Origin of the sequence: Gluconacetobacter aggeris (assembly GCF_014174395.1) — a bacterium.
Classification (GTDB): domain Bacteria; phylum Pseudomonadota; class Alphaproteobacteria; order Acetobacterales; family Acetobacteraceae; genus Gluconacetobacter; species Gluconacetobacter aggeris.
The window spans coordinates 357395-381129 of the sequence record NZ_JABEQD010000002.1; the positions used below are offsets into that span (position 1 = coordinate 357395).

Genomic DNA, 23735 nt, shown 5'->3' on the forward strand with positions numbered 1-23735 from the left:
GCCTCCCTACAGGTCCGCGCCCGCGGCCGAGAGGCCGAACGAGCGCACGATCATCCCCACATCCTCGGCCTGCGCCCCGGCCAGCACATGCTCCAGCGCACAGGCCTGGGCCAGCGCGGGGTCGCACGCATGCGCCGCCGCAACACGGCCATCGACCATACGAACCCAATACCACACCGCGCCGCGCGGCCCCTCGGCAAAGCCGACACCCTCACCGACAGCCTGCTGCCTCCACCCGGCATCCGGCATGCTGCCGGCCGCCGCCCGCAGCAACCGCGCGACGCCGCCCAGCTCCGTCAGCCGCAGGTCGATGCGCGCCGCCACATCGCCACCGCGCCGCACGCCGCTATCCAGCCATTCGCGCCGATAGCCCGGCACCAGCCGCCGCAGATCCTCCTCGCGCGCCGACGCCCGGCCCACGACGCCCCCCACGCCCAGCGCCCGCGCCGCCGACTGGTCCAGCACGCCCACGCCGGCAATGCGCGCCTCCAGCCCCGGCCACCCCCGACAACGCACCAGCGCGGCCCGGCCGGCCTCCAGCAGGTCCGCCACCCGGCCGCCGATGGCAACGGCCACGTCATCCATCGCCGGATCGCCCGCCCCTCCGGGGCAAACCCGATCCATCAGCAGCCGATGGCCACCGATCCGGCCGCACTGCTCCAGGATCGCCTCGCGCAGCCGCTCGCATTCCGCCGCCAGGGTCGCCCCTCCGGCCGCCCGCGCCACGCGCGACAGATCATGCAGATGCGTCGCCGCCCGCTCGATTTCCGCCAGCAGCACGCGCGTACGCACGGTGGCGGCATCGGCAGTCTGCCCCGTCGCCGCCTCGATCGCCCGGCACAGCGCCGATTGATGGGCGACCGACGCCCCGGCGACGGCCCGCCCGGCCAACCGCACCGCACCATCGGCATCCAGCCCCGCCAGCCGGGCCACCACCCCACGATGCGCATAGCCCAGCCGCCATTCCGCCTGTCCGACCACGCCCCCGCCATCCACCGCCAGACGCAGATGGGCCGGCGCATGGTGCCCGCCATCGGCCGGCCCGCTGCCCAGGATCATGCATTCGCCCGGCACCGGCCGAAAATCCGGCGGGTCGGGCGGCCAGGCAGCCGGCCCCGGACGCGCACTCAGCGGCCAGGTCGCGGTCCACAGCCCATGGTCCAGCCATGGACGCACATCCCGCGCCTCCATCGCCGAAAACCCCCACAGATCCTGCACGCAACGCTCGAACGGTGCCGCCGCCGGACGCGCCGGGGACAGGCCCAGATAGCGCCCGCCATAGGGTTCGACGCTCGCCACCAGCGGGCGCTCGCCCCCCTCCAGGAACAGGGCATGCACATCCCGCCCATTGGCCCACAGGGTCACGAACGGCAGCGGGTCATGCCGCAGCGCCTCGGCCAGATCGTGCCAGCCTTCCTCCTCCAGCCGGAAGCGCCAGCCGCCGGCTTCAGCCTCCCCGCGCCGGATCAGCGCGGCGGCCGTACGCGGGGCCGGATAGGGCTCGGCGCGGATCATCGCCACCCTCGCAGCACCAGCACCGCCAGGCCGCCCAGCAGCACGGCGGTCACGCCCCGTCCTAGCCAGCCCATCCGGACCGCGCCACCGACGGGCAGCGGACTGCCGACCACCACCCCGACCGCCACCGGCAGCACCAGCATCGGTGCGGCATCGCACAGCGCAACCAGCGTCAGCACCAGCCCCCCGAACGGCAGAAACGGCGAATGGACCAAGGGCGCAAGGCTCCCATCCCACGGCCCATGCCGGTCGGGCCCCGCCTGCCGCGCCAGCGGCCCCATCAGCGCGACCGACAGCAGCAGCGCCACCAACCCCGCCAGACCGGCACCATCACCCGCTCCGGCCGCTACCGCCGCCAGGCCGATCATCAACCCGACCGACAGCCGGCCCCGCCGCTCCGGGGGCGCCACGCGGATGGAAAGCGCCATCAGCCACAGCGTCACCAGCCCCAGCGCCATCACCCCCATCCGGTCCTGGCCCTGCGCCAGATGACGCAGCACCGGGATCGCGGTCATGACCGGCGCCAGGGCCATGGGCGCCACCGCATCCCCGGCCGCCAGCACGACCGGGGCGGCAGGCCCCAGCCCCGCGACAGTCCCCAGCCCGACCGTCAGCAACAGCCCCCCCAGCCCCTCCAGCCGTCCCGCCGCGTCGGACGCCGCCAGCAGCGCGGCACCGGGCACGGCCAGCAGGATGCCGGACAGGCTGAGGCGAAAAAGATCCCACCCCGCCCGTGCCGCGCCACGCGTCACGGCGGTCGCCAGCGCCACCAGCATCGCCACCCCGCCAACCGCGACCGCGCCCGACAGCGGATCGGCGCAGGCGGTGGCAACGGCCGCGCCACCGGCCAGCCCATGCATCAGCACGCCCGCCCCCCGCCGTCCCGGCGCCATGTCGGCCGACAGACAGGCCAGGAACAGCGCCAGCAGCGGCAGCGGCAGCAGAAGTCCCAACGCGCCGGGCGGCGCGGCAAAGGGCGTCCCCGGCCAGACGCTCCGCAACGCCACCGCCAGGGCAGCCAGCCCCAGCCCGACCGCCGACAGCCCCACCCCCGCCGCGCGCGCCGAGGCCGGCGAGCAGGCCGCCAGCACCCCCATCGACAGGAACGGCCAGCACAGCGCCAGCGGCATCAGCACCGGCAGCGAAACAGGCGGAATGCTCACGTCAACTCCCGCCCCCAGGCGATCCGGCGCAGGCAGACAAAGGCCACCACCAGCAGCGCCGCCTGCAATGCCACAGCCCCCGCCAGCACCGCGCCCCGCCCGGCCAGGCCGGCGAGCAGCATCAATCCGTTCAGGGCCGCCGCCAGCCCCGCGCACTGCCCCACCACCGAACGGCGGACCGCGGCAGCCAGCACACCGCACAGAATGGCCACCAGCGCCGCAATCAGGTCCGGCCGCGTCACGACGTCGATCAGGCCGCGCGGCACCGCCAGAACCGCCAGGATCGTCAGCATCAGGCCACCGCCCACTCCTGATATCCGCTCCGCCGGCACCGGCGGCCGATCCTCCAGCCGCGCCAGCCCCCAGACCAGCGGCGCCGTCCCCGCCACCACGAACAGGGCCGCCAGACAGGGACGCACCGGTGCCTCGACATCCAGCGCCGCCGCCAGCAATGTCAGCACCACCAGCCCGGCCTGCCAGGGCAACGCCCAGCGCAGGCCCGACAGCACGACCGAGGCGGCAATCAGCAGGCCGGGAAGCGGCGACCCCATCACGCGACCTCCTGATCCGCGAACAGCACCACGACCGCCAGCGCCGCGAACAGCAGCGCCAGCACCAGCCGGCCGCGCACCGCGCGCGCCGAGCCCATCACGACCACCCGCGCGGCGACGATGCCGGCACAGATCCCCCCCGTCCGCGCCAGCCACGCCACGACGGCGCCGGGCAGCGACGCGGCCGCCGGCAACTGCGCCCCGGCCTCCGGCATCGCCAGCCCACCCGGCCAGGCCAGATCCCCCGCCAGCGTAACCCAGGCGATCAGCCCCAGATCCCGCGCCAGTTCCATGGCAGCACGGCCGCGTCCGCCCAGATCGACCATCATGTCCGCCGCGCGCGCCTCATCGCCGGGGCCGATATCCGGCCCGGCCAGCAGCAGGGCGACGGCCAGCAACATCGCCGACACCCGCCCGCCCCCCGGATCGGGGTCGCGCAGCCGCCCCAGCAGGGCATCGATCCCCCCATGCCCGGTCGCCATGACCGCCGCCGCCACCGCCAGCGGAAAGACCGCCTGCATCGCCGCCAGGGCGCCCACACCTCCGGCCGACGCCAATCCGGCCCGTGCGCCGCCCGGCGCCAACGCCGCCAGCAATGGCAGCAGGCGCGCCAGGACCAGCAGCCCCGAGACCGTCAGCAGGTCCGAAAGCCCGCCTCCCGGCAGACCGAGCACGAAGGACGGCACCAGCGCACAGGCGGCCAGCGCGGTTGCCAGCGCCATCGCCGGCGCAATCTCGGCCACGCCGGCAGCGCGCACCCCATGCCGGCGCGCGCAGGACCGGATCAGCCGCCAGCGCGTCAGCACCGGGACACGCTCGGCACCGCCCGCCCAGGCCATGCCGGCCGCCAGCAGCCCCCGTGCCAGCGGCGCACAGGCGACCATCAGCACCAGATGCACCGCCAGCAGCACGCATCCCACGATCCCTGCCGACATCATCGCCCACGACACCATCACGAATGGCCCCACATCCGGACCAGCGCCGCCACGGCCAGCCACAGCAGCACCAGCCCCATGGCATGGCGCGACGCCCAGGCCACGCCCCCCTCCGTCACCGCCAGCATGCGGCGACCCGCATTCCGTACCCGGCGCGCCATCCGCCATGCGAGGCGCCGCAAAGGTACCCCTCCCCCCAGGCCCCACGCCAGCGCACCGGCAAACTGCGCCGGCCCGGCCTGCGCCGCCGGCTCGCCGAACGGCATCCAGGGCGGCGAAGGGGGAGCCCCCTCGGTCCAGGCCGCCACCGGGCGCGACGCCACCGTGCCGGCCAGACGCGACAATGCCAGCACCCCGGCTCCCGCCAGCCCCAACAGCGCCACAATGCCGATCGGATACAGCACCCCGCCGCCACCCGGCGCCGCCAGAGCCAGCCAGTCCGGCCGCGCACCCGACGGAATCGTCCCGCGCAGGCCGGCAATGTCCCACCCCGCGCCGCGCGTCAGCCACAGCCAGATTCCGGGCACGAGCACCATGACCGCACTCCCCCCCAGGCACGCGGCCGGTGCCGCCAGCCTTCCCGTCGCGGGGTCGGTCGCCCCGGCAGCACGCGGCGTGCGCGGCCGGCCCAGGACCAGGCAGGATAACAGGCGCACCGCCGCCAGGATCAACAGCCCGCATACCAGCCCGACCCCGGCCAGCGATGCCAGCAGCGGCATCGCGCCGGCCAATCCTTCGGCACGCGGCAGCGCCAGCAACGACTGTACCAGCAGCCACGCCACCGCAAACCCGCCCGACGGCGGCAGGGCGCACACCCCGGCCAGCGCCAGGGCCAGCATGCCCGACGTCCTCGGCATCAGGGCCGCCAGCCCCCCGGCGCGCATCAGCCCCAGCGAACCCGCCGCCTCGGCAATCCGCGCCAAGGTCAGGATCGCGGCCAGAAACGCCAACCCGACCCCACCCATCAGCAGCATCAGGGCACGGAACGCCCCCAGCGCCAGCAAGGGCAGGTCATCCGCCCGCCCGGTCACCACCAGCCCGACCAGCAGCAGCGCCAGGCCACCCCAGCCCCCCAGCATGCCGGCCATCACACGGCCCGCATCGCGCGCGCCCAGGGCGCGTCCACACGCCACCAGCGCCAACATCAACCCCACAGCGACCAGCGCGCCTCCCCAGAAGGCGCCGACCGCTCCCCCAGGCCAGTCAACCAGCATGCGCACGGCAAGGCAGAGCCCGGCCACCATTCCCGCCAGATGCGCGACCCCGACAGGCGCGCCATGCCGCGCGCCAGACAGCGGCCGCAGCGACAGCCCCATCAGCGCCGCGGCCGCCACCAGTGCCGGAACCGGCAGCACGATCAGCCGCCAGCCGCCCGACCCCGCCAGCAGGGCGGTCGCCACCGCCACCCCGACACTCCCCCAGCCCACCACGGCACGCGGCACGGCACCCCGGCTCCGCAGAAGCGGCAACAAGGCCGCAGCGCCGATCGCAAACAGAAGGGGATTGCCGGTGCCCACCGTCAGCGCCGCGCCGGCCAGCACCGGCGTCCGCTCGCCCGAGGCCAGGCCGGCCACCGACAGGATCAGCACGAACGGCAAGGACAGCGCATCGACGCGCAACAGGGCCATCGCCCCCGCTTCCGGAACCGTCGCCGGGCCCGGAGGCAGGACGGCCATCGCCAGTGCCAGCACAAGGGCCAGCCCCCACCCCGCGCGGGCCGCCTGCGGCACCGCGAACCGGGGCATCAGGCCGTCCAGCAGCAGCACCGACAACACAAGCACAAGCATGAGAAACAGCGGCAGGATGGCCCCATCCCCGAATCACGGGTCCGATCGAACCGCCATCAAACCACGCCGCTCAGATCATGGCGAGGGGGACCTTGCGTCGCGGCGGCGGGATCGACCGGTCGATCGCCGCCAGATCCTCCGATGTCAGCACCAGCTCGGCGGCCGCCACGTTCTCGCGCTGGTGCTGCGGGCTGCCCGCCTTGGGAATTGCCAGCATGCCCGGCTGCCGCAGCACCCAGGCCAGCGCCACCTGGGCGGGCGTCGCCGGCCCCAGGCTGGTCTCGTGCCGACCCGCGATCCGCTTCAGTACCGGCTGGTGCAGCAGGTCCCCGCCCTGTCCCAGCGGGGAATAGGCCATGGTCACGATCGACCGGCGCCGGTCCGCCTCCAGCAGATCGAATTCCACCCCGCGATAATCCAGGCTGTAGAGGATCTGGTTGGCCGCACAGGGATCGGGCGAGGCGACGCGCGCCAGCTCATCCAGATCCCCGACATCGAAATTCGATACGCCCCAAGCACCGATCAGCCCTTCCCGCTTCAGCCGCTCGAAGGCCCCGATCGTCTCGCCCAGCGGCACGGCCCCCCGCCAGTGCAACAGGTACAGATCGATCCGATCGGTGCCCAGCCGCCGAAGCGACGCCCGGCAACTGGTCGCCACCCCGGCGCGCGAGGCATTGGACGGCAGCACCTTCGTGACAAGAAAGACCTCATCCCGCCGGCCGGCGATCGCCTCGCCCACCAGCCGCTCCGACCGCCCGCCCCCGTACGTCTCGGCGGTATCGACCACCCGCAACCCCAGATCCAGGCCCAGCCGCAGGCTGGCGATCTCCTGCATCCGGCGCTCGGCACTGTCGCCCAGCGCCCAGGTCCCCATGCCCAGCGCCGGCACGCGCACACCCCCCGGAAACATGACGGAATTGACCATGCCGCGCGGTCCTCCTCACAGATTCTGTGCTGCCATGCGCGAAAGCCACCCTCAAAGTCCGACCGCGCGTCGGATCGCCACCGGCGCGCATCTGCGGTCAGGCTCAGCGCGCCCCTCGGGTCCATCCTTTCGCCTGCTGCCGCCAGTAGGCAAGCGTGTGTCCGGCCTCGCGGGCACTGGTCCACCGCCGGCGGGCCGCTTCCACGGCTTCCGGGTCGCCCCCATCGAACAGGTCGAACACCCGCTCGAACGCGGCCGCGTCCGGACAGTTCACCCCGTCGATCAGGAACAGGTAGGTCGCCCCGTTCGGCACATCGTCCCCAGCCGTCAGCCAGATGGGCTGCAACGGCCCGTGCCCCATCGCGGCACTGCCATGCGGCAGCCAGACCGGATCGGTAGCACGCCACAGGGCCTCGTCCATCGCCTTGACCCGCTGCGCGTCGCCACAGCGCAGCACGGCGCGCCGCCCGGCCTCCAGCGTCCGGCCCAGCAGGGCCGGCAGCGCCTGGTCGACGCTGGTCCGCGTCAGGTGATAGAAGCCGATTTCCGCCATGGCGCGCCGCGATCCCGCCTCAGCCCTCGTGGTTTTCCCGCACGAAGCGTTCCAGCAGACGCACGCCGAAGCCCGTGGCCCCCTTGGGCGTGCAATGCACGGTCTTCCGGGCCCAGGCGGTGCCGGCAATGTCCAGATGCGCCCACGGCACCTGATTGACGAAATGTTCCAGGAACTTGGCCGCCGTGATCGACCCGCCCGGCCGCCCGCCGACATTCTTGAAATCCGCGATGTCCGAGCGCAGCGCGTCGCGATAGGCATCGGACAGCGGCATGCGCCACAGAAGCTCGCCCGTCTCCTCGCCCGCCGCGGCCAGCCGCCCGGCCAGCGCGTCATCGTTCGAGAACAGGCCGGCATATTCATGCCCCAGCCCGACGACGATCGCGCCCGTCAGCGTAGCCAGATCGACCATCAGGCGCGGCTTGAACCGCTCCTGCACGTACCACAGCACGTCGGCCAGCACGAGCCGCCCCTCGGCATCGGTATTGATCACCTCGACCGTCTGGCCGGAATAGGTCCGCACCACATCGCCCGGCCGCTGGGCATTGCCGGCCAGCATGTTCTCCACCAGCCCGACCGCGCCCACGACATTGACCCGCGCCTTGCGGCCGGCCAGCGCCGCCATCAGCCCTACCACGGCGGCCGCGCCGGCCATGTCGGTCTTCATCTCCTCCATGCCCGCCGCCGGCTTGATCGAGATCCCGCCGGAATCGAAGGTCACGCCCTTTCCGATAAAGGCCAGCGGCGCGGAATCATCGCCGGCGCCGTTCCAGCGCATCAGCACCGTGCGCGGCGGGGCATCGCTGGCCTGCGCCACCCCCAGCAGCGCGCCGAAGCCCAACTCGGCCATCGCATCCCGATCCAGGATCTCGACCGCTACCCCCAGTTCGCGCAGCGCCTCGATCCGGGTCGCGAATTCGGGCGGACGCAGGACGTTCGCCGGCTCGCTGACCAGGTCGCGCGCCAGATAGACACCCCGCGCCACGGCGGACAGGTCCGCCCACGCCGCCTCCGCCTGGGCGGCGGCCGGGGTCAGGATCGTGATCTCCGCCAGCCGCCAGCGCGCATCCTCGGGCAGGCGGGTATGGTAGCTGTCGAAGCGAAAGGCGGCGAGCGTCGCACCCTGGGCGACATGGGCCACCAGCGCGGGCAGCACGCCATCGGCTGCGATCCGCGCCGCAGCGGCCAGCTTGCCCAGCGCCGTGACGGCGGCGCCGGCCGCGTTCTCGACGGTGCGGGCCCCGATCTCGGCCAGCTTGCCCAGCCCGACCAGCAGAATACGGTCGAATCCGCCGCCGGGAGCCAGCAACATGCAGGTCCGGCCGGCACCGAACGTGAACGACGCGGCCCCGACCGCGCGCTCCAGCGCGCCGCCGGTCGCCCGATCGGCAGCAAGATAGGTGGCCGGACGTGGCCCGTCCTCGGGCACCAGAATGGCCAGGACGCCATCGGCGGGAAGGACGGCATCGGAAAAACCGGTCTGCAACATGGCGCTGATACTCCGCAACGATCGGTCGGTCAGGGTCGCGCCCCGGACCCTGGAACAGGTACGGCAGCATGCCGCATGCGGGCGCATCTGTCCAAAGCCGGCCCGCCGAACCCCCGAAGATTCGAGAAAGGCGCATGACGCGCGGCCGCGAGTAAGCTAATTCCATGAACCCATGAATCGTTCCTCCCTGCTCCATCCCGGCGACGATGCGTTGCTGGCCCTGGCGACCCGCCTGGCCTCCGAGGCCGCCGAACTGATCCGCGCGATCCGTGCGCGCGGGTTCGAAACCGTGACGAAATCCGATTCGTCCCCGGTGACCGAGGCCGATCATGCCGCCGAGGCCCATATCCTGGCCGGGCTGCGCGCCGCCGCGCCCGAAATTCCCGTGATCGCCGAGGAAGAAGCCGCCGCCGGCGTGCGCGTCGAGGCCGGTCACATGTTCTGGCTGGTCGACCCGCTGGACGGCACGCGCGAATTCGCGGCGGGCCGGGACGATTTCACCGTCAATATCGGCCTGGTCCGTGACGGAAGCGCCGTTCTGGGGGCGGTCGCCCTGCCGGCCTATCACCAGCTTTATGCCGGCCATGTCGCCACCGGCGCGCACCGTATCGACGCGGCCGGCACGCATGCCATCCACGTCCGCCTCGTTCCGCCGGAGGGGCTGACGGTGCTGGCCTCGCGCCATTATGCCGACGACCCGCGCCTGGCGTCGTTCCTGGGCGGCCGGCAGATCGCCCATCTGGGCAATATCGGCTCCGCCGCGAAATTCATCCGCGTGGCCGAAGGCGCGGCCGACCTCTACCCCCGCCTGGGCACGACGATGGAATGGGATACCGCCGCCCCGCAGGTCATTGTCGAGGCCGCCGGCGGCAGCGTCACCACGATGGATGGCGAACCCCTGCGCTACGGCAAGCCCGACTGGCGCAACCCGCACTTCATCTGCGCCGGAAAGCGGGAGCAATCAGGCGCGTGACGCGTTATGATCAACGACATGATCGGCCACGAACGGACGGGTAGAGGGGAGATGACGGAACGCCTGGAAGCAAACGACGCGGGCATCGCCCGCGCGGCCGAGCTGCTGCGGGCAGGCGGCCTGGTGGCGTTCGGGACGGAAACCGTCTACGGGCTTGGTGCCGACGCGACCAATGATACCGCCGTGGCCCGCATCTTCGCCGCCAAGGAGCGCCCGCGCTTCAACCCGCTGATCAGCCATTTCCCCGATGCCGAGGCCGCCTTCACCGAGGCCGTGCCCGACGAGCTCGCCCGGCGCCTGGCCGAGCGGTTCTGGCCCGGCCCGCTGACGCTGGTCCTGCCGCGCCAGCCGGGCGGCACGATCTCGGACCTCGCCGCCGCCGGCCTGCCCTCGGTGGCGGTCCGCGTGCCGCGCGGCGCGGTCACGGCGGCCCTGCTGCGCGCCACCGGCCGCCCGGTCGCGGCCCCGTCGGCCAATCTGTCCGGCAAGGTCAGCCCGTCGGACGCCTATCACGTCATGCGCGGCCTGAACGGCCGCATCGACGCGGTGCTGGATTCCGGCCCGTGCCAGGTCGGGGTGGAAAGCACGGTCCTCGACCTGACGGGCACCGCGCCCATGCTGCTGCGCCCCGGCGGCGTCACGATCGAGGCTCTCGCCGAGATCTGCGGCCCGATCTCCCATCCCGACGATTATGCCGACACCCTGCCGGTCTCGCCCGGCCGGATGGAATCGCACTACGCCCCCTCCCTGCCGGTCCGTCTGGACGCGCAGGAGGTCGGCACCGACGAGGCCCTGCTGGCCTTCGGGCCGGAACTGCCGGGGGCCGGGCTGGTCTGGAATCTCAGCCCCTCCGGCACGGTGGACGAAGCCGCGGCCCGCCTGTTCGCCGGGCTGCGCTTCCTCGACAGCGAGGGCGCGCGGCGCGGCCTGACCCGCATCGCCGCCATGCCGATCCCCCGCGCCGGGCTGGGGCTGGCCATCCGCGACCGCCTGCGCCGCGCGGCCTCCCCCCGTCCCGCATGATGCCGCATCCCGCCACAACCGCCTGCCCCGAACATCGTGATCCGCCGCCATGAGCGACAAACTCGATCCCAAGGAACTGAAGATCCTGGCGGATATCCTGGCCCTGGTCCTGGAGGACCATCCGGGACAGTCCGCCAATGCGCTGGACGCCATCCGCAACCGTGCCCGCCGCAACGGCATGACCGGCGGGGCCCTGAAGAACCTGTTCACGGCCATCGCGCCGAACCCGCCGCAGCGCCCCCCGCCCCGCCCCCGCGCCTCCCGCGCCGCATCCGGCGCCGCCGCCACCGAGGAAATGCAGGCCGCGCGCACGCGGATCATGCAGTTGACCGAAAGCATCAACCGGCTCGACCTCGACCTGCGCAGCGCACGCGCCCGCAATGAGGAATTGCGGTCGCAGCTCTACCTGACCCAGCAGGCCCGCGCCGAAACGCAGGCCGCCCTGTCCGTGATGCGGGCGCGCCCCACGCCGCGCCGCCGCTCGGTCGTCGCCCTGGCCGTCGCCGTCGGCGCCCTGGCGGGCGCAATCGGCATGGGCATGGTGCGCGCCATGGACGTGCCTTCCGTCCCGCTCCGAACGACGGCCCTCAACTGACGGAACCAGCGGCCCCAAGGCCGGACCCCAAGGCCGGACCTGGGGCCGGACCTGGGGCCGGACATTGCCTTGCCGGTCGTTCTGTCCCAAGACAGTCGCCGTCCCCCGCGCCGATCATCCATCGCCACCGGAAACCCGCCATGACCGCCACCCCCTCCCCCGCTTCCCCGACCGCCGACCTGCTGGCCCGTCTGGCGGACCTGCTGGGACCGTCGGGCATCCTCACCGAGACCTCGGACGTCGCGCCATACTGCACCGACTGGCGCTCGCTCTATCACGGACGCGCGGCGGCGGTCCTGCGCCCGGCCAGCACCGCCGAACTGGCCCAGGCCGTCTCGCTGTGCGCCGCGGCCGGGGTCGCGATGGTGCCGCAGGGCGGCAATACCAGCATGGTCGGCGGCGCCACGCCCGACGAAAGCGGGCGGGACATCGTGGTGTGCCTGTCGCGGATGAACCGCGTGCGGCGGATCGACCCGCTGGACCACACGATGGACATCGAAGCCGGCGTCACGCTGAAGGCGGCGCAGGATGCGGCGCGCGAAGCCGGCCTGATGCTGCCGCTCTCGATCTCGTCCGAAGGCTCGGCCCAGATCGGCGGCGTGCTGGCCACCAATGCCGGCGGCAACAATACCGTGCGCTACGGCAATGCGCGGGAACTGGTGCTGGGGCTGGAGGTCGTGCTGCCCGACGGCAGCGTCTTCAACGGGCTGCGCCGGCTGCGCAAGGACAATACGGGCTATGCGCTGCGCCAGCTCTTCGTGGGGTCCGAGGGTACGCTGGGCTTCATCACCTCGGCCATCCTGCAATTGCAGCCCCAGCCGCGCGCGGTCGAGGCCGCGCTGTGCGCGGTCGCCGGCGCCGGCGCGGCGCTGGCGCTGTTCAGCGCCTTCCGCGCCCAGGACCCGGCGCTGATCCAGGCCTTCGAATATATGTCGGGCGCCGGGATGGACCTGGTCACGCGGCTGGTACCCGGCACCAGCCTGCCGCTGGCCGAACCCGCCCCGGCCTATGTGCTGGTGGAACTGGCGACCCCGCGCCGCAATGCCGGCCTGCGCACGGTGCTGGAAGACGTCCTGGCCGGCATGTTCGAGGCCGGCACGGTCAGCGACGCCGTGATCGCCGAAAGCGAGGGCCAGCGCCTGGCGCTGTGGAAACTGCGCGAAGAGCATGCCGAGGCCCAGCGCCGCGCCGGCGCCAGCGTCAAGAACGACGTCTCGGTCCCCGTCTCGCGCGTGCCGGAACTGATCGACCGCGCCAGCGCCGCCTGCGCGGCCCTGATCCCGGGCATCCGCCCGGTGCCGTTCGGCCATATCGGCGACGGCAACATCCATTTCAACCTAGTGCAGCCCGAGGGCATGGACCCGGCCGCATTCCTGGCGCAGGATCACCGGATCATGGATACGGTCGCCGCCATCGTGCGCGACCTGGACGGCTCCTTCTCGGCCGAACATGGGGTCGGACGCCTGAAGCCCTACATGATGCCCGACTGGCGCGGAGGCGCCGAACTGGCCACCATGCGCCGGATCAAGGACGCAATCGATCCGCACGGGCTGATGAATCCCGGCACGCTGTTTCCCCCCGCGGGCTAGCGTACCGTCGGCGCGTCCCGCGCGGAGGCGGCCCATGGACCTCCTGCCGGCTCCCCGGTTCTCCACCGGCATCCTCGCTCGCCCCAATAAAACCATCGGGATGGGATCTGCTTCAGCCGGCCGGCACATGATGACCGTCGGGAACCGGCGGGACGACCAGCCGTAACGGTCGCACCACCCCTGGATACAGGGCTTTTCACCACATCCTCCGGGGAGCTACACAGGCCTATGTCGTTCGCCCGATCCGCAATCAGACGTCCCTCAAGGACGCACCTGCCGATGCTCGACCGCTACGTGCTGCGGCAGCTCCTCATGGCGCTGGCGGCAACCACGGGCGGCCTGGCGGCCCTGATCTGGCTTACCCAGTCCCTGCGCTTCGTCTCCCTGGTGGTCGAACGCGGCCTCTCCCTGCGGGTCTTCATCGGACTGACCAGCCTGCTCGTACCCTCCTTCGTCGCCATCATCCTGCCGATCACGACCTTCGTCGTGGTGCAGTTCATCTATCAGCGCCTGGCCAGCGATCGCGAACTGACGGTCATGCGCGCGGCCGGCCTGTCGCCCTTTCATGTGGCGCGGCCCGGCCTGCTGTGCGCCGGCGCGTCGGTGCTGCTCTGCCTGCTCCTGAATGTGTGGATCGTCCCGCAGGCCTTTCACGCGTTCAAGCAGTACGAATTCCAGATCCGCAACCGCATCGCGGCCTTCATGCTGCAGGACGGCGTCTTCACGCCCCTGTCGGACACCATGACCGTCTATGTCCGCTCCCGCGATCATGACGGCACGCTCCACGGCATCATGGTCGAGGACGACCGCCAGCCCGACAACCCCTCGACCATCCTGGCCGAGCGCGGTACCATGCTGGTCATCAACGACCAGCCCCGCGTGGTCCTCTTCGACGGCTCGCGGCAGGAAATCGACCGCCGGACCGGCCGGTTGAACGTGCTGACCTTCGCGCGCAACACCATCGACCTGACCACCCCCCGGGGCGAGCAGACCCGCTATCGCGACGCCAGCGAGATGGCACTGCACGAATTGCTGCATCCCGACCCGCACCAGGTCTCGGACCGCGATCGCGGCAAGTTCGCGGTCGAAGCCTGGCGGCGCCTGACCTCGCCCTTCACCGCCTTTTCCTTCGCGATGATCGGGCTGGTCAGCGTGCTGGGCGGCACCTTCTCGCGGCACGGCAACATCCTGCGTCCATTCACCGCGATCATGAGCGTGGTATGCCTGCTGGCCCTCAGCCTGATGGTGCAGAACCTGGCCGGCCGCAATCCGGGGCTGATGCCCCTGATGTGGGTCGAGGCCATCCTGCCGGGCGCCGGATGCGCCCTCGCGCTCTTCCTGCCCGAATGGCGCCAGCGGCAACAGGCGATGGCAATGGCGCCGTCGCTTCCCGCCTCCGTCCCGTCCGGCCAGGCCCCCCGCCCATGACCGTCTCGGTCACCCTCTCCTTCTACATCGCGCGGCAGTTCACGCTGGCGGTCCTGGCGATGATCCTGTCGCTGACCGGGCTGGTCTCGCTGTTCGATTTCATCGACCTGCTGCGGCGGGTCGCAACGCGTCCCAACGTGCCCACCCGCCTGGTCAGCGAGATCGCGCTCCTGCACATCCCCTATTTCATGATCGAAATCCTGCCCTTCGGCGTGCTGCTGGGCGGGCTGGTCTGCTTCTGGCGTCTCACCCGCTCGTCCGAGCTGATCGTGGCGCGGGCCGCCGGCATTTCGGCATGGCAGTTCCTGACAGGCCCGCTGGCCTGCGCCCTGCTGATCGGCGCGCTGGCCACCGGGGCGCTGTCGCCCCTGTCGTCGCTCATGTACCGGCGGGCGGAAACGCTGGATCATGTCTATCTGCGCAGCGGCGGCCCGCTGAATCTCGCCGACGGCGCATTGTGGATTCGTCAGGCCGACAACGCCCTGGCCCCCCATGGGGTGGCGATCCTGCATGCCCGTGGCGTGCATCTGCAGGACGGCGTGCTGCGGATCAGCGGCATCAGCCTGTTCCGGCTGGACGATTCCGACCGTATGATCGTCCGCGTGGAGGCCCCCAGCGGGCATCTGGGCCACAGGGAATGGGTGCTTGACGACACCCGCACCATCCAGCCCGACCGCCTGCCCGTCCAGGTAGGACGCTTCACCCTGCCGACCGACCTCACGCTCGCACGTGTTCAGGAAAGCTTCGCCTCGCCCGATACGCTGTCGGTCTGGGCATTGCCGGGCTTCATCTCGCTTCTCGAGCGTTCGGGCTTCTCGTCCATCCGGCACCGGCTGCATTTCCAGTCGCTGCTCACGTTGCCGATCCTGGCAGGCACCATGGCGCTGGTCGCGGCCGGGTTTTCGATGCGCCCGACCCGGCGCGGCGGCGTGGCGCGCATGATCGGCGGCGGGGTGGCGGCGGGCTTCGCGCTGTTCACGGTCTCCAAGGTGGCGGCACAATTCGGGGAATCCGGCGCCATGCCCCCGATTCTGGCCGCCTGGGCTCCCACCGGGGCCGGTCTCTGCCTTGCAGTTTCTCTTCTGCTTCATTTAGAAGATGGATGATGCCCGTTCTCCTGCCTCGTCGCCCATTCCGCCCCGTAGGGGGCCAATCCGCGCAGGCACGCGGCACGCTGCTGGCTGCCACCATGCTTGGCGGCACGCTGCTGGGGGCCACGATCCAGATCCACCATGCCCATGCGCAGGTCCACCCGCTGCACGTCGACACCGGCACACCGCTGTCCCAGAACGCCCCGGTGACGTTCCAGGCCGACAAGGTGTCGTACGACAACGCGCAGGGCACCGTCACCTGGTCGGGCAACGTCCAGATCTGGCAGAACGACCATGTGCTGCGGGCCGATACGGTCACCTATGACCGCAATACCGGCGTCGCGGCGGCGCGGGGCAATGTCGCGATCGTCGAGGCGGACGGCACCGTGCTGTTCAGCGACTATGCCGAACTCAGCAACGGCATGCGCGACGGCATCATGACGCGCCTGCACGCGCTGATGGCCGACAACGCCAAGCTTGCCGCCAACGGCATGCGCCGGACCGGCGGGCGCGTCAACGACATGACCCGCGCCGTCTATACCGCCTGCGAGATCTGCGCCAAACATCCCACCCGCCCGCCATTCTGGCAGTTGCGGGCCTATGATGCGATCGACGATACCGAGCACAAGCGCATCGAATTCCGTGATGCCTATCTCGACATGTTCGGGATTCCGGTCATGTACCTGCCGATCTTCTCGATGTCGGACCCCTCGGTCCGGCGGCAGAGCGGCTTCCTCACCCCCGGCATCACGCCACACGACCGCTATCTGGGCGCCTACGCCACCATTCCCTATTACTGGGTGATCGACGGCCAGTCCGACCTGACCGTCCAGGGCCTGTTCTCCACCCGTACCGGCCCGCAGCTCAGCAGCCAGTACCGCAACATCTTCAACTGGGGCACGCTGAACATCCTGGCCGGCCTGGCCTACGACACCCACCGCCAGGGCGCGTATATCAACACCTTCGGCAACACCGTCGGCTCGGCCAACGAGCACGGGGTGCAGGGCTACATCTTCGCCCAGGGCAAGGCCTCGCTCTCGCGGGAATGGCGAACGGGGATGAACATCAACCTCGCCACCTCCGCCAACTACATGCGCGACTACCGGGTAACCGGCTACGGGCAGGAAATGCTGACGTCGAACGTCTTCCTCGAAGGGTTCGGCACCGGTTCCTATTCGCGCCTCGACGCCCAGGCCTATCAGGGTCTGAACCAGGGCGTCATCCGCAACAACGACCTGCCCTGGGTTCTGCCGCACTATAATTTCAGCTATTTCGGCCAGCCCGACGCCTGGGGCGGCCGCCTGGCGCTGGATACCAACGATTTCTACGTCTACCGCAATAACGGCGTGTCGGACCAGCGCGCCCAGCTCTCGGCCAACTGGGACCGACCGTTCCACAACCGGCTGGGCCAGCTCTGGACGCTGACCCTGCATCTGGAATCGGCCATCCATCGCGCCACCAGCCTGAACCAGCAACCGCTCTATGCCCCGACGACGGCCCGCGGCGCGGTGGTCACCGGCCAGGTCCTGCCGACCGTGGCGCTGAAGATGAACTGGCCGTTCCTGCGCACGTTCCAGCATGGCGGCGGCACCCAGATCCTGGAGCCCATCGCCCAGATCATCGCGGCCCCCAATACGGGCAACAGCGCGACCCGAAACATGCCCAACGAGGACAGCCTGTCCTACGAGTTCACCGACTCGACCCTGTTCTCCCTGAACCGCTATCCGGGAACCGACAGGCTGGACGGCGGCCTGCGCGGCAATTTCGGCGTCCATGCCAACTGGACATGGGACGGACATGAAATCGACACGCTGGTCGGCGAAAGCGTCCAGGAACATATCGACCACAACCGCATCCCCTATTCGGGGCTGAACCATCACCTGTCCGATGTGGTGGCCCGGGCGCGCATCGCCCCCAACCGGTTTGTCGACTTCACCGGCCGCACCCGCATCGACCCCTATGCCGGACGCATCGATTTCGGCGACGCGCTGTTCTCCACCGGGGTCCAGCATTTCCGCGTCACGGGCGGCTATGTCTACGAGCCGGTGACGCCCTATTATTACTACGCCACCAACCTCCAGACCGGCAGTCCGACCTCCGCCTACTTCGTCCGCACCAACGAACTGACGCTCGGCGCCACGACGAACTGGAGCGGCTACAGCCTTTCCGGCTTCGTCCGGCGCAGCCTGTCCCGCCAGGAGTTCGTCAGCATGGGCGGCAATGCCGGCTACCAGAATGACTGCTTCGCCTTCAATATCATGTATATCAAGCAATATACGTCCATCGGCGGCGAACAGCGCAATTCGACCATCATGTTCACCCTGACCTTCAAGACCATCGGGGCCTTTGGTATCCATGGCTGACCCGACGACGCGCGAGAGACCGAACAGAATGCGACGCCGCCTTTCCCCGACCGGATTTCCATCGACCCTCCTGGCCCGTATCGCGGCCGCGGGGCTGGCCGCCTGGACGGCAGGCGCGATCGTGCCGGCGGATGCCGCGCATGCGCTGGCACCGAAACCGGCCGCCGAGGCCTCGGACGGCTCGATCCCCCAGGATTCGATCGTCGCCGTCATCAACGGCACGGTGCTGACGCGGCGTGACGTGGACAATCGCGGCCGCCTGTTCGCCCTGTCCGCCGGCCTGAACCTGACCGACGACCTGATGGCCCGCCTGCGCCCGCAGATCGTCCGCCAGTTGATCGACGAGCGCCTGCGCCAGCAGGAAATGCTCTCGCGCCACATCAACGTGCCGCCCGAGCAGATCGCCGCCTCGATCGCCGATATCGAGCGCCGCAACAACATGCCCCACAATGCCCTGCGCGACCATCTGGCCGCCGACGGCATTTCCCTGACCACCATGATCGACCAGATCCGGGTGCAGTTGGGCTGGACCCAGGTCCTGCGCGAGGAAATGGGTTCGCGCGGCCGCACCACCGCCGCCGAGATCGCCCAGCGCGAGGAAGCGCTGCGTCACGAAGACGGCAAGTCGCAATATCTGATGAGCGAGATCTTCATCCCGGTCGATGACGCCCGTCATTCCGAGGACGAGCTCAAATTCACCCAGACGATCATCCAGGAACTGCGCAACGGCGCGCCCTTCCCCATCGTCGCCGCCCAGTTCTCGCAGAGCCAGACGGCGCTGGAAGGCGGCATGATGGGCTGGGTGCAGGAAGACAGCCTGGACCCGGAAGTGGTCGCCGTCGCACGCGCCATGCCGGAAGGCGCCATCTCGAACCCGATCCGCGTCGCCGGCGGCTATGTCATCGCCACGCTGAACGGCCGCCGAGTCATCGGCCACCAGATGGGCACCCTGCTGACGCTGCGTCAGGCCTACCTGCCCTTTACCACGCCGCTCAATCCCCAGGCCCCGTCGGAGCAGCAGCGCGCGATGCTGCAGCAGGCCCAGCAGCTTGCCGCCAGCGCACATTCCTGCGCCGATCTCGAGGCGGCGAACCACCGGTACGGCGACAAGCGCCCCGCCAACCCCGGCGAGCTGCAACTGGAGCGCATCAATCCGCAGATGCAGCAGATCCTGGCCAACCTGCCCCCCGGCCAGGCCAGCCATCCCCTGGTCTCGGGCGACGGCATCGCCGTGCTGATGGTCTGCGCGCGCCAGCAGAAGAATTTCGCCCAGCAGACCCCCAGCGAAATCGCGGACCAGTTGATGAACGAGCGGGTGGAACAGACATCGCGGCAGTTGAACCGCGACCTGCGCCGCCGCGCGGTCATCGACATCCGGTCGAAAGGGTGACCAGCACCGACGACCCGGCCATGCCCGTCCCCGATCCGGCCCGGGAGCCGCTGCGCGACGTCATCGCCCGCCACGGGCTGGACGCCCGCAAGGCGCTGGGCCAGCACTTCCTGCTCGATCCCGGCATTACCGCGCGGATCGCCGCCCTGGCCGGCGACCTGACCGGCCGGCACGTGGTCGAGGTCGGCCCCGGCCCCGGCGGCCTGACCCGCTCCCTGCTGGCCACTCCGGCCGCAAGCGTGACGGCGGTGGAAATCGATCGTCGGGCCGTCGCCGTCATCGAGGAACTGGCCGCCCATTTCCCCGGCCGGTTACGGCTGGTGGAAGCCGACGCGACGACCCGCGACTTGACGGAACTCTGCCCCGCACCGCGCCAGATCATCGCCAACCTGCCCTATAATGTCGGCACCCCGCTTTTGATCGGCTGGCTGCGCCAGGCCGCATCGTGGGAACGGCTGACCCTGATGTTCCAGATGGAAGTGGCCGAGCGGATCTGCGCCGCCCCCGACACCAGCCATTATGGCCGCCTGGCGGTACTGGCCCAATGGACCAGCACCGCCAGCATGGTCATGCGCATCCCCCCCGGCGCCTTCTCCCCACCACCCAAGGTTCATTCGGCCGTCGTCAGCCTGACCCCGCACGACATCCAGCCCGAGCCCGCCCTGTTCCGGGCCATGGAACAGGTCACGGCCGCAGCCTTCGGCCAGCGGCGCAAGATGCTGCGCGGCTCCCTGCGCGGGATCGGCGGCGAAACCCTGCTGGACAAGGCCGGCATCAGCGGCGAACGGCGGGCGGAAACCCTGTCGATCGCCGAATTCGACCGGCTGGCACGCTGCCACGCCACCCGCACCGCCTGACGAGCCGGAACGGGCCCCTACCCCGATGTCCGAGCCTTGCGGGCACGCCCCCGGCGGCCCGGCGGGGCGGCAGCTTCCCGCTCGGCCTCGACCATGTAATCGCGGGTCAACGGCACCGCATCGATCGCGCGGGTAATCTGCAACTGGAAATTCAGATGGCCTTGGACGCGGAACGACAGCTCCGCCCCGGCCAGATAGAATTCGAACATCCGGCAGAACCGTTCGTCATACAGCGCGGCCACGCGGTCGCGGTTGGCGGCGAAACGCTCCCGCCAGTGGGCGATGGTCTGCGCGTAATGCAGGCGCAGGATTTCGCAATCCGTCACCCATAGCCCCGCCGTCTCGATCGCGGCAAAGGTCTCGCTCAGCGCCGGCGAATAGCCGCCGGGAAAGATGTAGCGGTCGATCCACGGATTGGTCGATCCCGGCCCGTCATTGCGCCCGATGGAATGCAGCAGCATCACCCCGTCCGGCGCCAGGATCGTCCGCACCAGGTCGAAAAACTGTCGGTAATGACCAACCCCGACATGCTCGAACATGCCGACCGACACGATGCGGTCGAAGCGTCGCGTCACGTCCCGATAATCCACCAGTTCGAACCGGACCCGGTCCGCCAGCCCTTCTTCCATGGCCCGGCGGCGCGACACGGCAAGCTGCTCTTCCGACAGGGTAATGCCCGTGACCCGCGCGCCATACTCCCGCGCCAGCGTCAGCGCCATGCCGCCCCAGCCACTGCCGATATCCAGCACCTCCAGGTCCGGCCGGTCCAGGCGCAGCTTGGCTGCGATATGCCGCTTCTTGGCCACCTGCGCTTCTTCCAGCGTCTCGTCCCCCCGCGGGAAATAGGCGCAGGAATATTGCCTGTCGCTATCCAGGAACAGGTCGTACAACGCCCCGTTCAGGTCGTAATGATGCGCGACGTTCCGCCGCGACCGCCATGCCGGGTTGAACTGGGTCCAGGTCCGCTTGCCATAGCGAATCACCGCCGCCACGGCTTCGCCGATATGGCCGGCGTTCATGCTGTTGGTCATCAGCAGATCCAGCAGGTCGTACAGCGTGCAGCCCACCGGCTCGACCAGCCCGTCCATATAGGCTTCGCCAAAGGCCAGTCCGGGATTGGCGATCAGCCGCCGCTCCACCGAAGGCGCGAGAATCCGCATGGCCGCGACCGGACCTGGCGTCCCGACATAGGTCCGCCGCGACCCGTCCGAAAAGACGATATCCAGCCGTCCCTGCGTGATGAAGCTGCGAAAGATCCGGTCGATCACGGGCGTCATCATTCAGCTCCCTTCCGTCCGCCGGACAGAATGGAGTCTGCGGCGCCATTCGTAAAGAACGGGCGAAGATGCTTTCGGTGCCTTTTCAACGACAAAAGGCCCGGAAGAGCGAACTCTTCCGGGCCTTTCGCAGCTCTGGCGCGTCTGCGCCGCGCAGGTCGATCAGGCTTCGGCCGGGGCCTCTTCCGTCTCTTCGATCAGCGCTTCCTCGACGAAACCGGCAGGCTCGTCTTCGACGCCGATGGCCTCGCCGCGTGCCTGGCGCTCGGCTTCCTCTTCCGAACGCGCCACGTTGACCGTGACGGGGATCGAGACTTCCGGGTGCAGCGCCACGCGCACGGTGTACAGGCCCAACTGCTTGATCGGGTGCTCCAGGACCACCTGGGTGCGCGCGATCGTCAGCCCGGCAGCCGTGGTGGCGTCAGCCACGTCACGGGTCGTGACCGAGCCATACAGGCTGCCGCTGTCGCCGGCCTGACGGATCAGGATGACGGACAGGCCATGCATGCGCTCGGACAGGCGCTCGGCCTCCTCGCGACGCTTCAGGTTCAGCGCCTCCAGCTGCACGCGCTCGCGCTCGAAGCGCTCGCGGTTCATGCCGTTGGCACGGATCGCCTTGCCCTGGGGCAGAAGGAAGTTACGGGCATAACCCGGCTTCACCTTCACGATCTCGCCCATCTGCCCCAGATTCTCGACGCGCTGGAGCAGGATCAGTTCTACTGCGGACATGATCTGCCTCCCTCAACCGACGATGTAGGGCAGCAGGGCCAGGAAGCGGGCCCGCTTGATCGCCTGGGCCAGCTCGCGCTGCTTCTTCGCCGAAACGGCGGTAATGCGGCTCGGCACGATCTTGCCGCGCTCGGACAGGAAGCGGCTGAGCAGACGCACGTCCTTGTAGTCGATCTTCGGCGCGTTGGGGCCGGAGAACGGGCAGGACTTGCGACGGCGATAGAACGGCCGACGGGCGCCCACAGCCGTGCGACGGGCGGCGGGATTGATTTCGGTGGTGTCGGACATGGATTCTTACTCCGCTTCGCCGTCGGTATCGCGCGGCTCGTCATTGCGGGCGCGGAATTCCTCGCGGTCGTCATAGCTGCGACGGGGACCGCCGCGGCCGCTCTCGAACCGGCCGGCCGGCTTCGGACCACGGAAACCGCGCTCGCGCTCGTCGCCCTTGCGGGACAGGATCACGGACGGCGCCTCGTCGATCTCTTCGACGCGCAGGGTCAGGACGCGCATCACGTCCTCGTTGAGGCTCAGCTGGCGCTCGATCTCCTTGATCGTCTCCGGCTTCGCATCCAGACCCAGGAGCATGTAGTGCCCCTTGCGGTTCTTCTTGATGCGATAAGCCAGGCTGCGCAGGCCCCAATATTCGCGCTTCTTGACGGCGCCGCCGTCAGTCTCCAGCAGGGTGGCGATTCCGTCGGCGACGGCTTCGACCTGCTGCTGCGACACGTCATTCCGTGCGATGAACACGGTCTCATATAACGGCATGGGAACTCCCTTCGGATAAGGTCAACCCGGCCGCCTCGGACACGGTCCGCACGGCGCCCCTCCCGGGGGGCATGGGTATAGCCGGGGCGATGCCGCGCCCGAGCAGGGAAGGAGGGGTGTGAAGCACAAACCCCACCCGATCACAAGGAAAAACTACACACGCAGCCAGGACGGCACGCTCATCCCCAGCCGGTCGGGAATATCCCACACCTCGCGTACCGTGCGTACCTGGCGGAATCCGGCCTGCAGATAGGTCTCCAGCGCCCTGGGATGATCGGCCGAGCAGGTATTCACCCGCACGCTCTGGGGCCGCGACGCCCAGGCCGCATCCAGGGCGGCGCGCAGGAAAATCCGCCCGATCCCCAGCCCGATCTGCCCCGGCATCAGGCCGAAATAGGCCAGGTTGACCTCGTCGGGCACCTGCCGATCCAGCTCGAAGAACCCGCAGATCTCCTCGCCCCGCCACAGGACATGCACCTCGACGCGCGGATCGCGCAGCAGGGCGGTCAGCTCCCGCTCGGGCATGACCCGGCGCATCCACCAGCAATAATCCTGCCCCACACCGTCATAGAGAAGCCGGTAGAAGCCGAAGTCCGGCGCCGGCTGACGCACGATCCGATACGCATCCGGCAACACGGGCGCGCCGCCCGCAGGCGGCGCGTCCATGCACAGGAACGTCACGTCGACGACGATCCGGGTCGTCGACCCGGACCCGTTCATCGCATTCACGACACCCG

22 protein-coding genes are annotated in these 23735 nt (G+C 70.1%); 9 read left to right on the forward strand and 13 right to left on the reverse strand.

Annotated features, from left to right (window positions below):
• Nucleotides 1-6: 6 nt before the first annotated feature.
• From HLH36_RS04275 to HLH36_RS04310, 8 genes are all read right to left on the reverse strand, one after another.
• Nucleotides 7-1515, reverse strand: coding sequence for an NADH-quinone oxidoreductase subunit D-related protein (locus HLH36_RS04275; RefSeq protein WP_182985377.1), 1509 nt, complete (start codon nucleotides 1513-1515; stop codon nucleotides 7-9).
• Nucleotides 1512-2678 (reverse strand): hypothetical protein, encoded by a 1167-nt coding sequence (locus HLH36_RS04280; RefSeq protein ID WP_338030389.1) that lies wholly within the window; start codon nucleotides 2676-2678, stop codon nucleotides 1512-1514. Before HLH36_RS04280 ends, HLH36_RS04275 begins: the two co-directional genes overlap by 4 nt.
• On the reverse strand, nucleotides 2675-3229 hold the full coding sequence (locus tag HLH36_RS04285) for a hypothetical protein (RefSeq protein ID WP_182985214.1): 555 nt from the start codon (nucleotides 3227-3229) through the stop codon (nucleotides 2675-2677). The genes HLH36_RS04280 and HLH36_RS04285 overlap by 4 nt, the downstream gene beginning before the upstream one ends.
• Complete coding sequence (locus HLH36_RS04290) at nucleotides 3229-4167, reverse strand: hypothetical protein (RefSeq protein WP_182985215.1); 939 nt, start codon at nucleotides 4165-4167, stop codon at nucleotides 3229-3231. The genes HLH36_RS04285 and HLH36_RS04290 overlap by 1 nt, the downstream gene beginning before the upstream one ends.
• A 14-nt stretch (nucleotides 4168-4181) precedes the next feature.
• Entirely contained in the window at nucleotides 4182-5951 is a 1770-nt protein-coding gene (locus tag HLH36_RS04295) for a hypothetical protein (RefSeq protein WP_182985216.1), read from the reverse strand.
• Nucleotides 5952-6021: 70 nt separating this feature from the next.
• Nucleotides 6022-6876, reverse strand: a complete 855-nt coding sequence (locus HLH36_RS04300) for an aldo/keto reductase (RefSeq protein ID WP_182985217.1) — start codon at nucleotides 6874-6876, stop codon at nucleotides 6022-6024.
• Nucleotides 6877-6979: 103 nt separating this feature from the next.
• Nucleotides 6980-7429 (reverse strand): DNA polymerase III subunit chi, encoded by a 450-nt coding sequence (locus tag HLH36_RS04305; protein WP_182985218.1) that lies wholly within the window; start codon nucleotides 7427-7429, stop codon nucleotides 6980-6982.
• A 19-nt stretch (nucleotides 7430-7448) separates the two neighbouring features.
• Entirely contained in the window at nucleotides 7449-8918 is a 1470-nt protein-coding gene (locus HLH36_RS04310; RefSeq protein ID WP_182985219.1) for a leucyl aminopeptidase, read from the reverse strand.
• A gap of 172 nt (nucleotides 8919-9090) precedes the next feature.
• Here HLH36_RS04310 and cysQ point away from each other — a divergent pair, with 172 nt between their 5' ends.
• The 9 genes from cysQ to rsmA all read left to right on the forward strand — a co-directional run bounded on the left by cysQ (nucleotide 9091) and on the right by rsmA (nucleotide 20227).
• Nucleotides 9091-9891, forward strand: a complete 801-nt coding sequence (cysQ, locus tag HLH36_RS04315) for a 3'(2'),5'-bisphosphate nucleotidase CysQ (protein ID WP_182985220.1) — start codon at nucleotides 9091-9093, stop codon at nucleotides 9889-9891.
• A 51-nt stretch (nucleotides 9892-9942) separates the two neighbouring features.
• The gene (locus HLH36_RS04320; RefSeq protein WP_182985221.1) at nucleotides 9943-10914 is read left to right on the forward strand and encodes an L-threonylcarbamoyladenylate synthase; all 972 of its coding nucleotides are present in this window, start codon (nucleotides 9943-9945) and stop codon (nucleotides 10912-10914) included.
• Nucleotides 10915-10963: 49 nt separating this feature from the next.
• On the forward strand, nucleotides 10964-11509 hold the full coding sequence (locus tag HLH36_RS04325; RefSeq protein ID WP_182985222.1) for a hypothetical protein: 546 nt from the start codon (nucleotides 10964-10966) through the stop codon (nucleotides 11507-11509).
• A 140-nt stretch (nucleotides 11510-11649) separates the two neighbouring features.
• Nucleotides 11650-13098, forward strand: coding sequence for an FAD-binding oxidoreductase (locus tag HLH36_RS04330; RefSeq protein WP_182985223.1), 1449 nt, complete (start codon nucleotides 11650-11652; stop codon nucleotides 13096-13098).
• Between the two features lie 279 nt (nucleotides 13099-13377).
• Entirely contained in the window at nucleotides 13378-14526 is a 1149-nt protein-coding gene (gene lptF / locus HLH36_RS04335; RefSeq protein ID WP_246376417.1) for an LPS export ABC transporter permease LptF, read from the forward strand.
• Nucleotides 14523-15632, forward strand: coding sequence for an LPS export ABC transporter permease LptG (gene lptG / locus HLH36_RS04340; RefSeq protein ID WP_182985225.1), 1110 nt, complete (start codon nucleotides 14523-14525; stop codon nucleotides 15630-15632). The genes lptF and lptG overlap by 4 nt, the downstream gene beginning before the upstream one ends.
• Nucleotides 15629-17980: an LPS-assembly protein LptD gene (locus HLH36_RS04345; protein WP_182985226.1), complete on the forward strand. Its 2352-nt coding sequence runs from the start codon at nucleotides 15629-15631 to the stop codon at nucleotides 17978-17980. Before lptG ends, HLH36_RS04345 begins: the two co-directional genes overlap by 4 nt.
• Before the next feature lie 28 nt (nucleotides 17981-18008).
• Entirely contained in the window at nucleotides 18009-19370 is a 1362-nt protein-coding gene (locus HLH36_RS04350; protein ID WP_246376418.1) for a peptidylprolyl isomerase, read from the forward strand.
• A 20-nt stretch (nucleotides 19371-19390) separates the two neighbouring features.
• Nucleotides 19391-20227, forward strand: a complete 837-nt coding sequence (gene rsmA, locus HLH36_RS04355; RefSeq protein WP_182985378.1) for a 16S rRNA (adenine(1518)-N(6)/adenine(1519)-N(6))-dimethyltransferase RsmA — start codon at nucleotides 19391-19393, stop codon at nucleotides 20225-20227.
• Nucleotides 20228-20244: 17 nt separating this feature from the next.
• On the opposite strand, the gene HLH36_RS04360 is transcribed toward rsmA, so the two are convergent.
• From HLH36_RS04360 to HLH36_RS04380, 5 genes are all read right to left on the reverse strand, one after another.
• Complete coding sequence (locus tag HLH36_RS04360) at nucleotides 20245-21504, reverse strand: SAM-dependent methyltransferase (RefSeq protein WP_182985379.1); 1260 nt, start codon at nucleotides 21502-21504, stop codon at nucleotides 20245-20247.
• A 162-nt stretch (nucleotides 21505-21666) separates the two neighbouring features.
• On the reverse strand, nucleotides 21667-22233 hold the full coding sequence (gene rplI, locus HLH36_RS04365) for a 50S ribosomal protein L9 (RefSeq protein WP_182964374.1): 567 nt from the start codon (nucleotides 22231-22233) through the stop codon (nucleotides 21667-21669).
• Between the two features lie 12 nt (nucleotides 22234-22245).
• The gene (gene rpsR, locus HLH36_RS04370; protein WP_114726487.1) at nucleotides 22246-22521 is read right to left on the reverse strand and encodes a 30S ribosomal protein S18; all 276 of its coding nucleotides are present in this window, start codon (nucleotides 22519-22521) and stop codon (nucleotides 22246-22248) included.
• A gap of 6 nt (nucleotides 22522-22527) precedes the next feature.
• Nucleotides 22528-22998 (reverse strand): 30S ribosomal protein S6, encoded by a 471-nt coding sequence (rpsF, locus tag HLH36_RS04375; protein WP_182964373.1) that lies wholly within the window; start codon nucleotides 22996-22998, stop codon nucleotides 22528-22530.
• Between the two features lie 153 nt (nucleotides 22999-23151).
• Nucleotides 23152-23718, reverse strand: coding sequence for a GNAT family N-acetyltransferase (locus tag HLH36_RS04380; RefSeq protein WP_182985228.1), 567 nt, complete (start codon nucleotides 23716-23718; stop codon nucleotides 23152-23154).
• Between the last annotated feature and the right edge of the window lie 17 nt (nucleotides 23719-23735).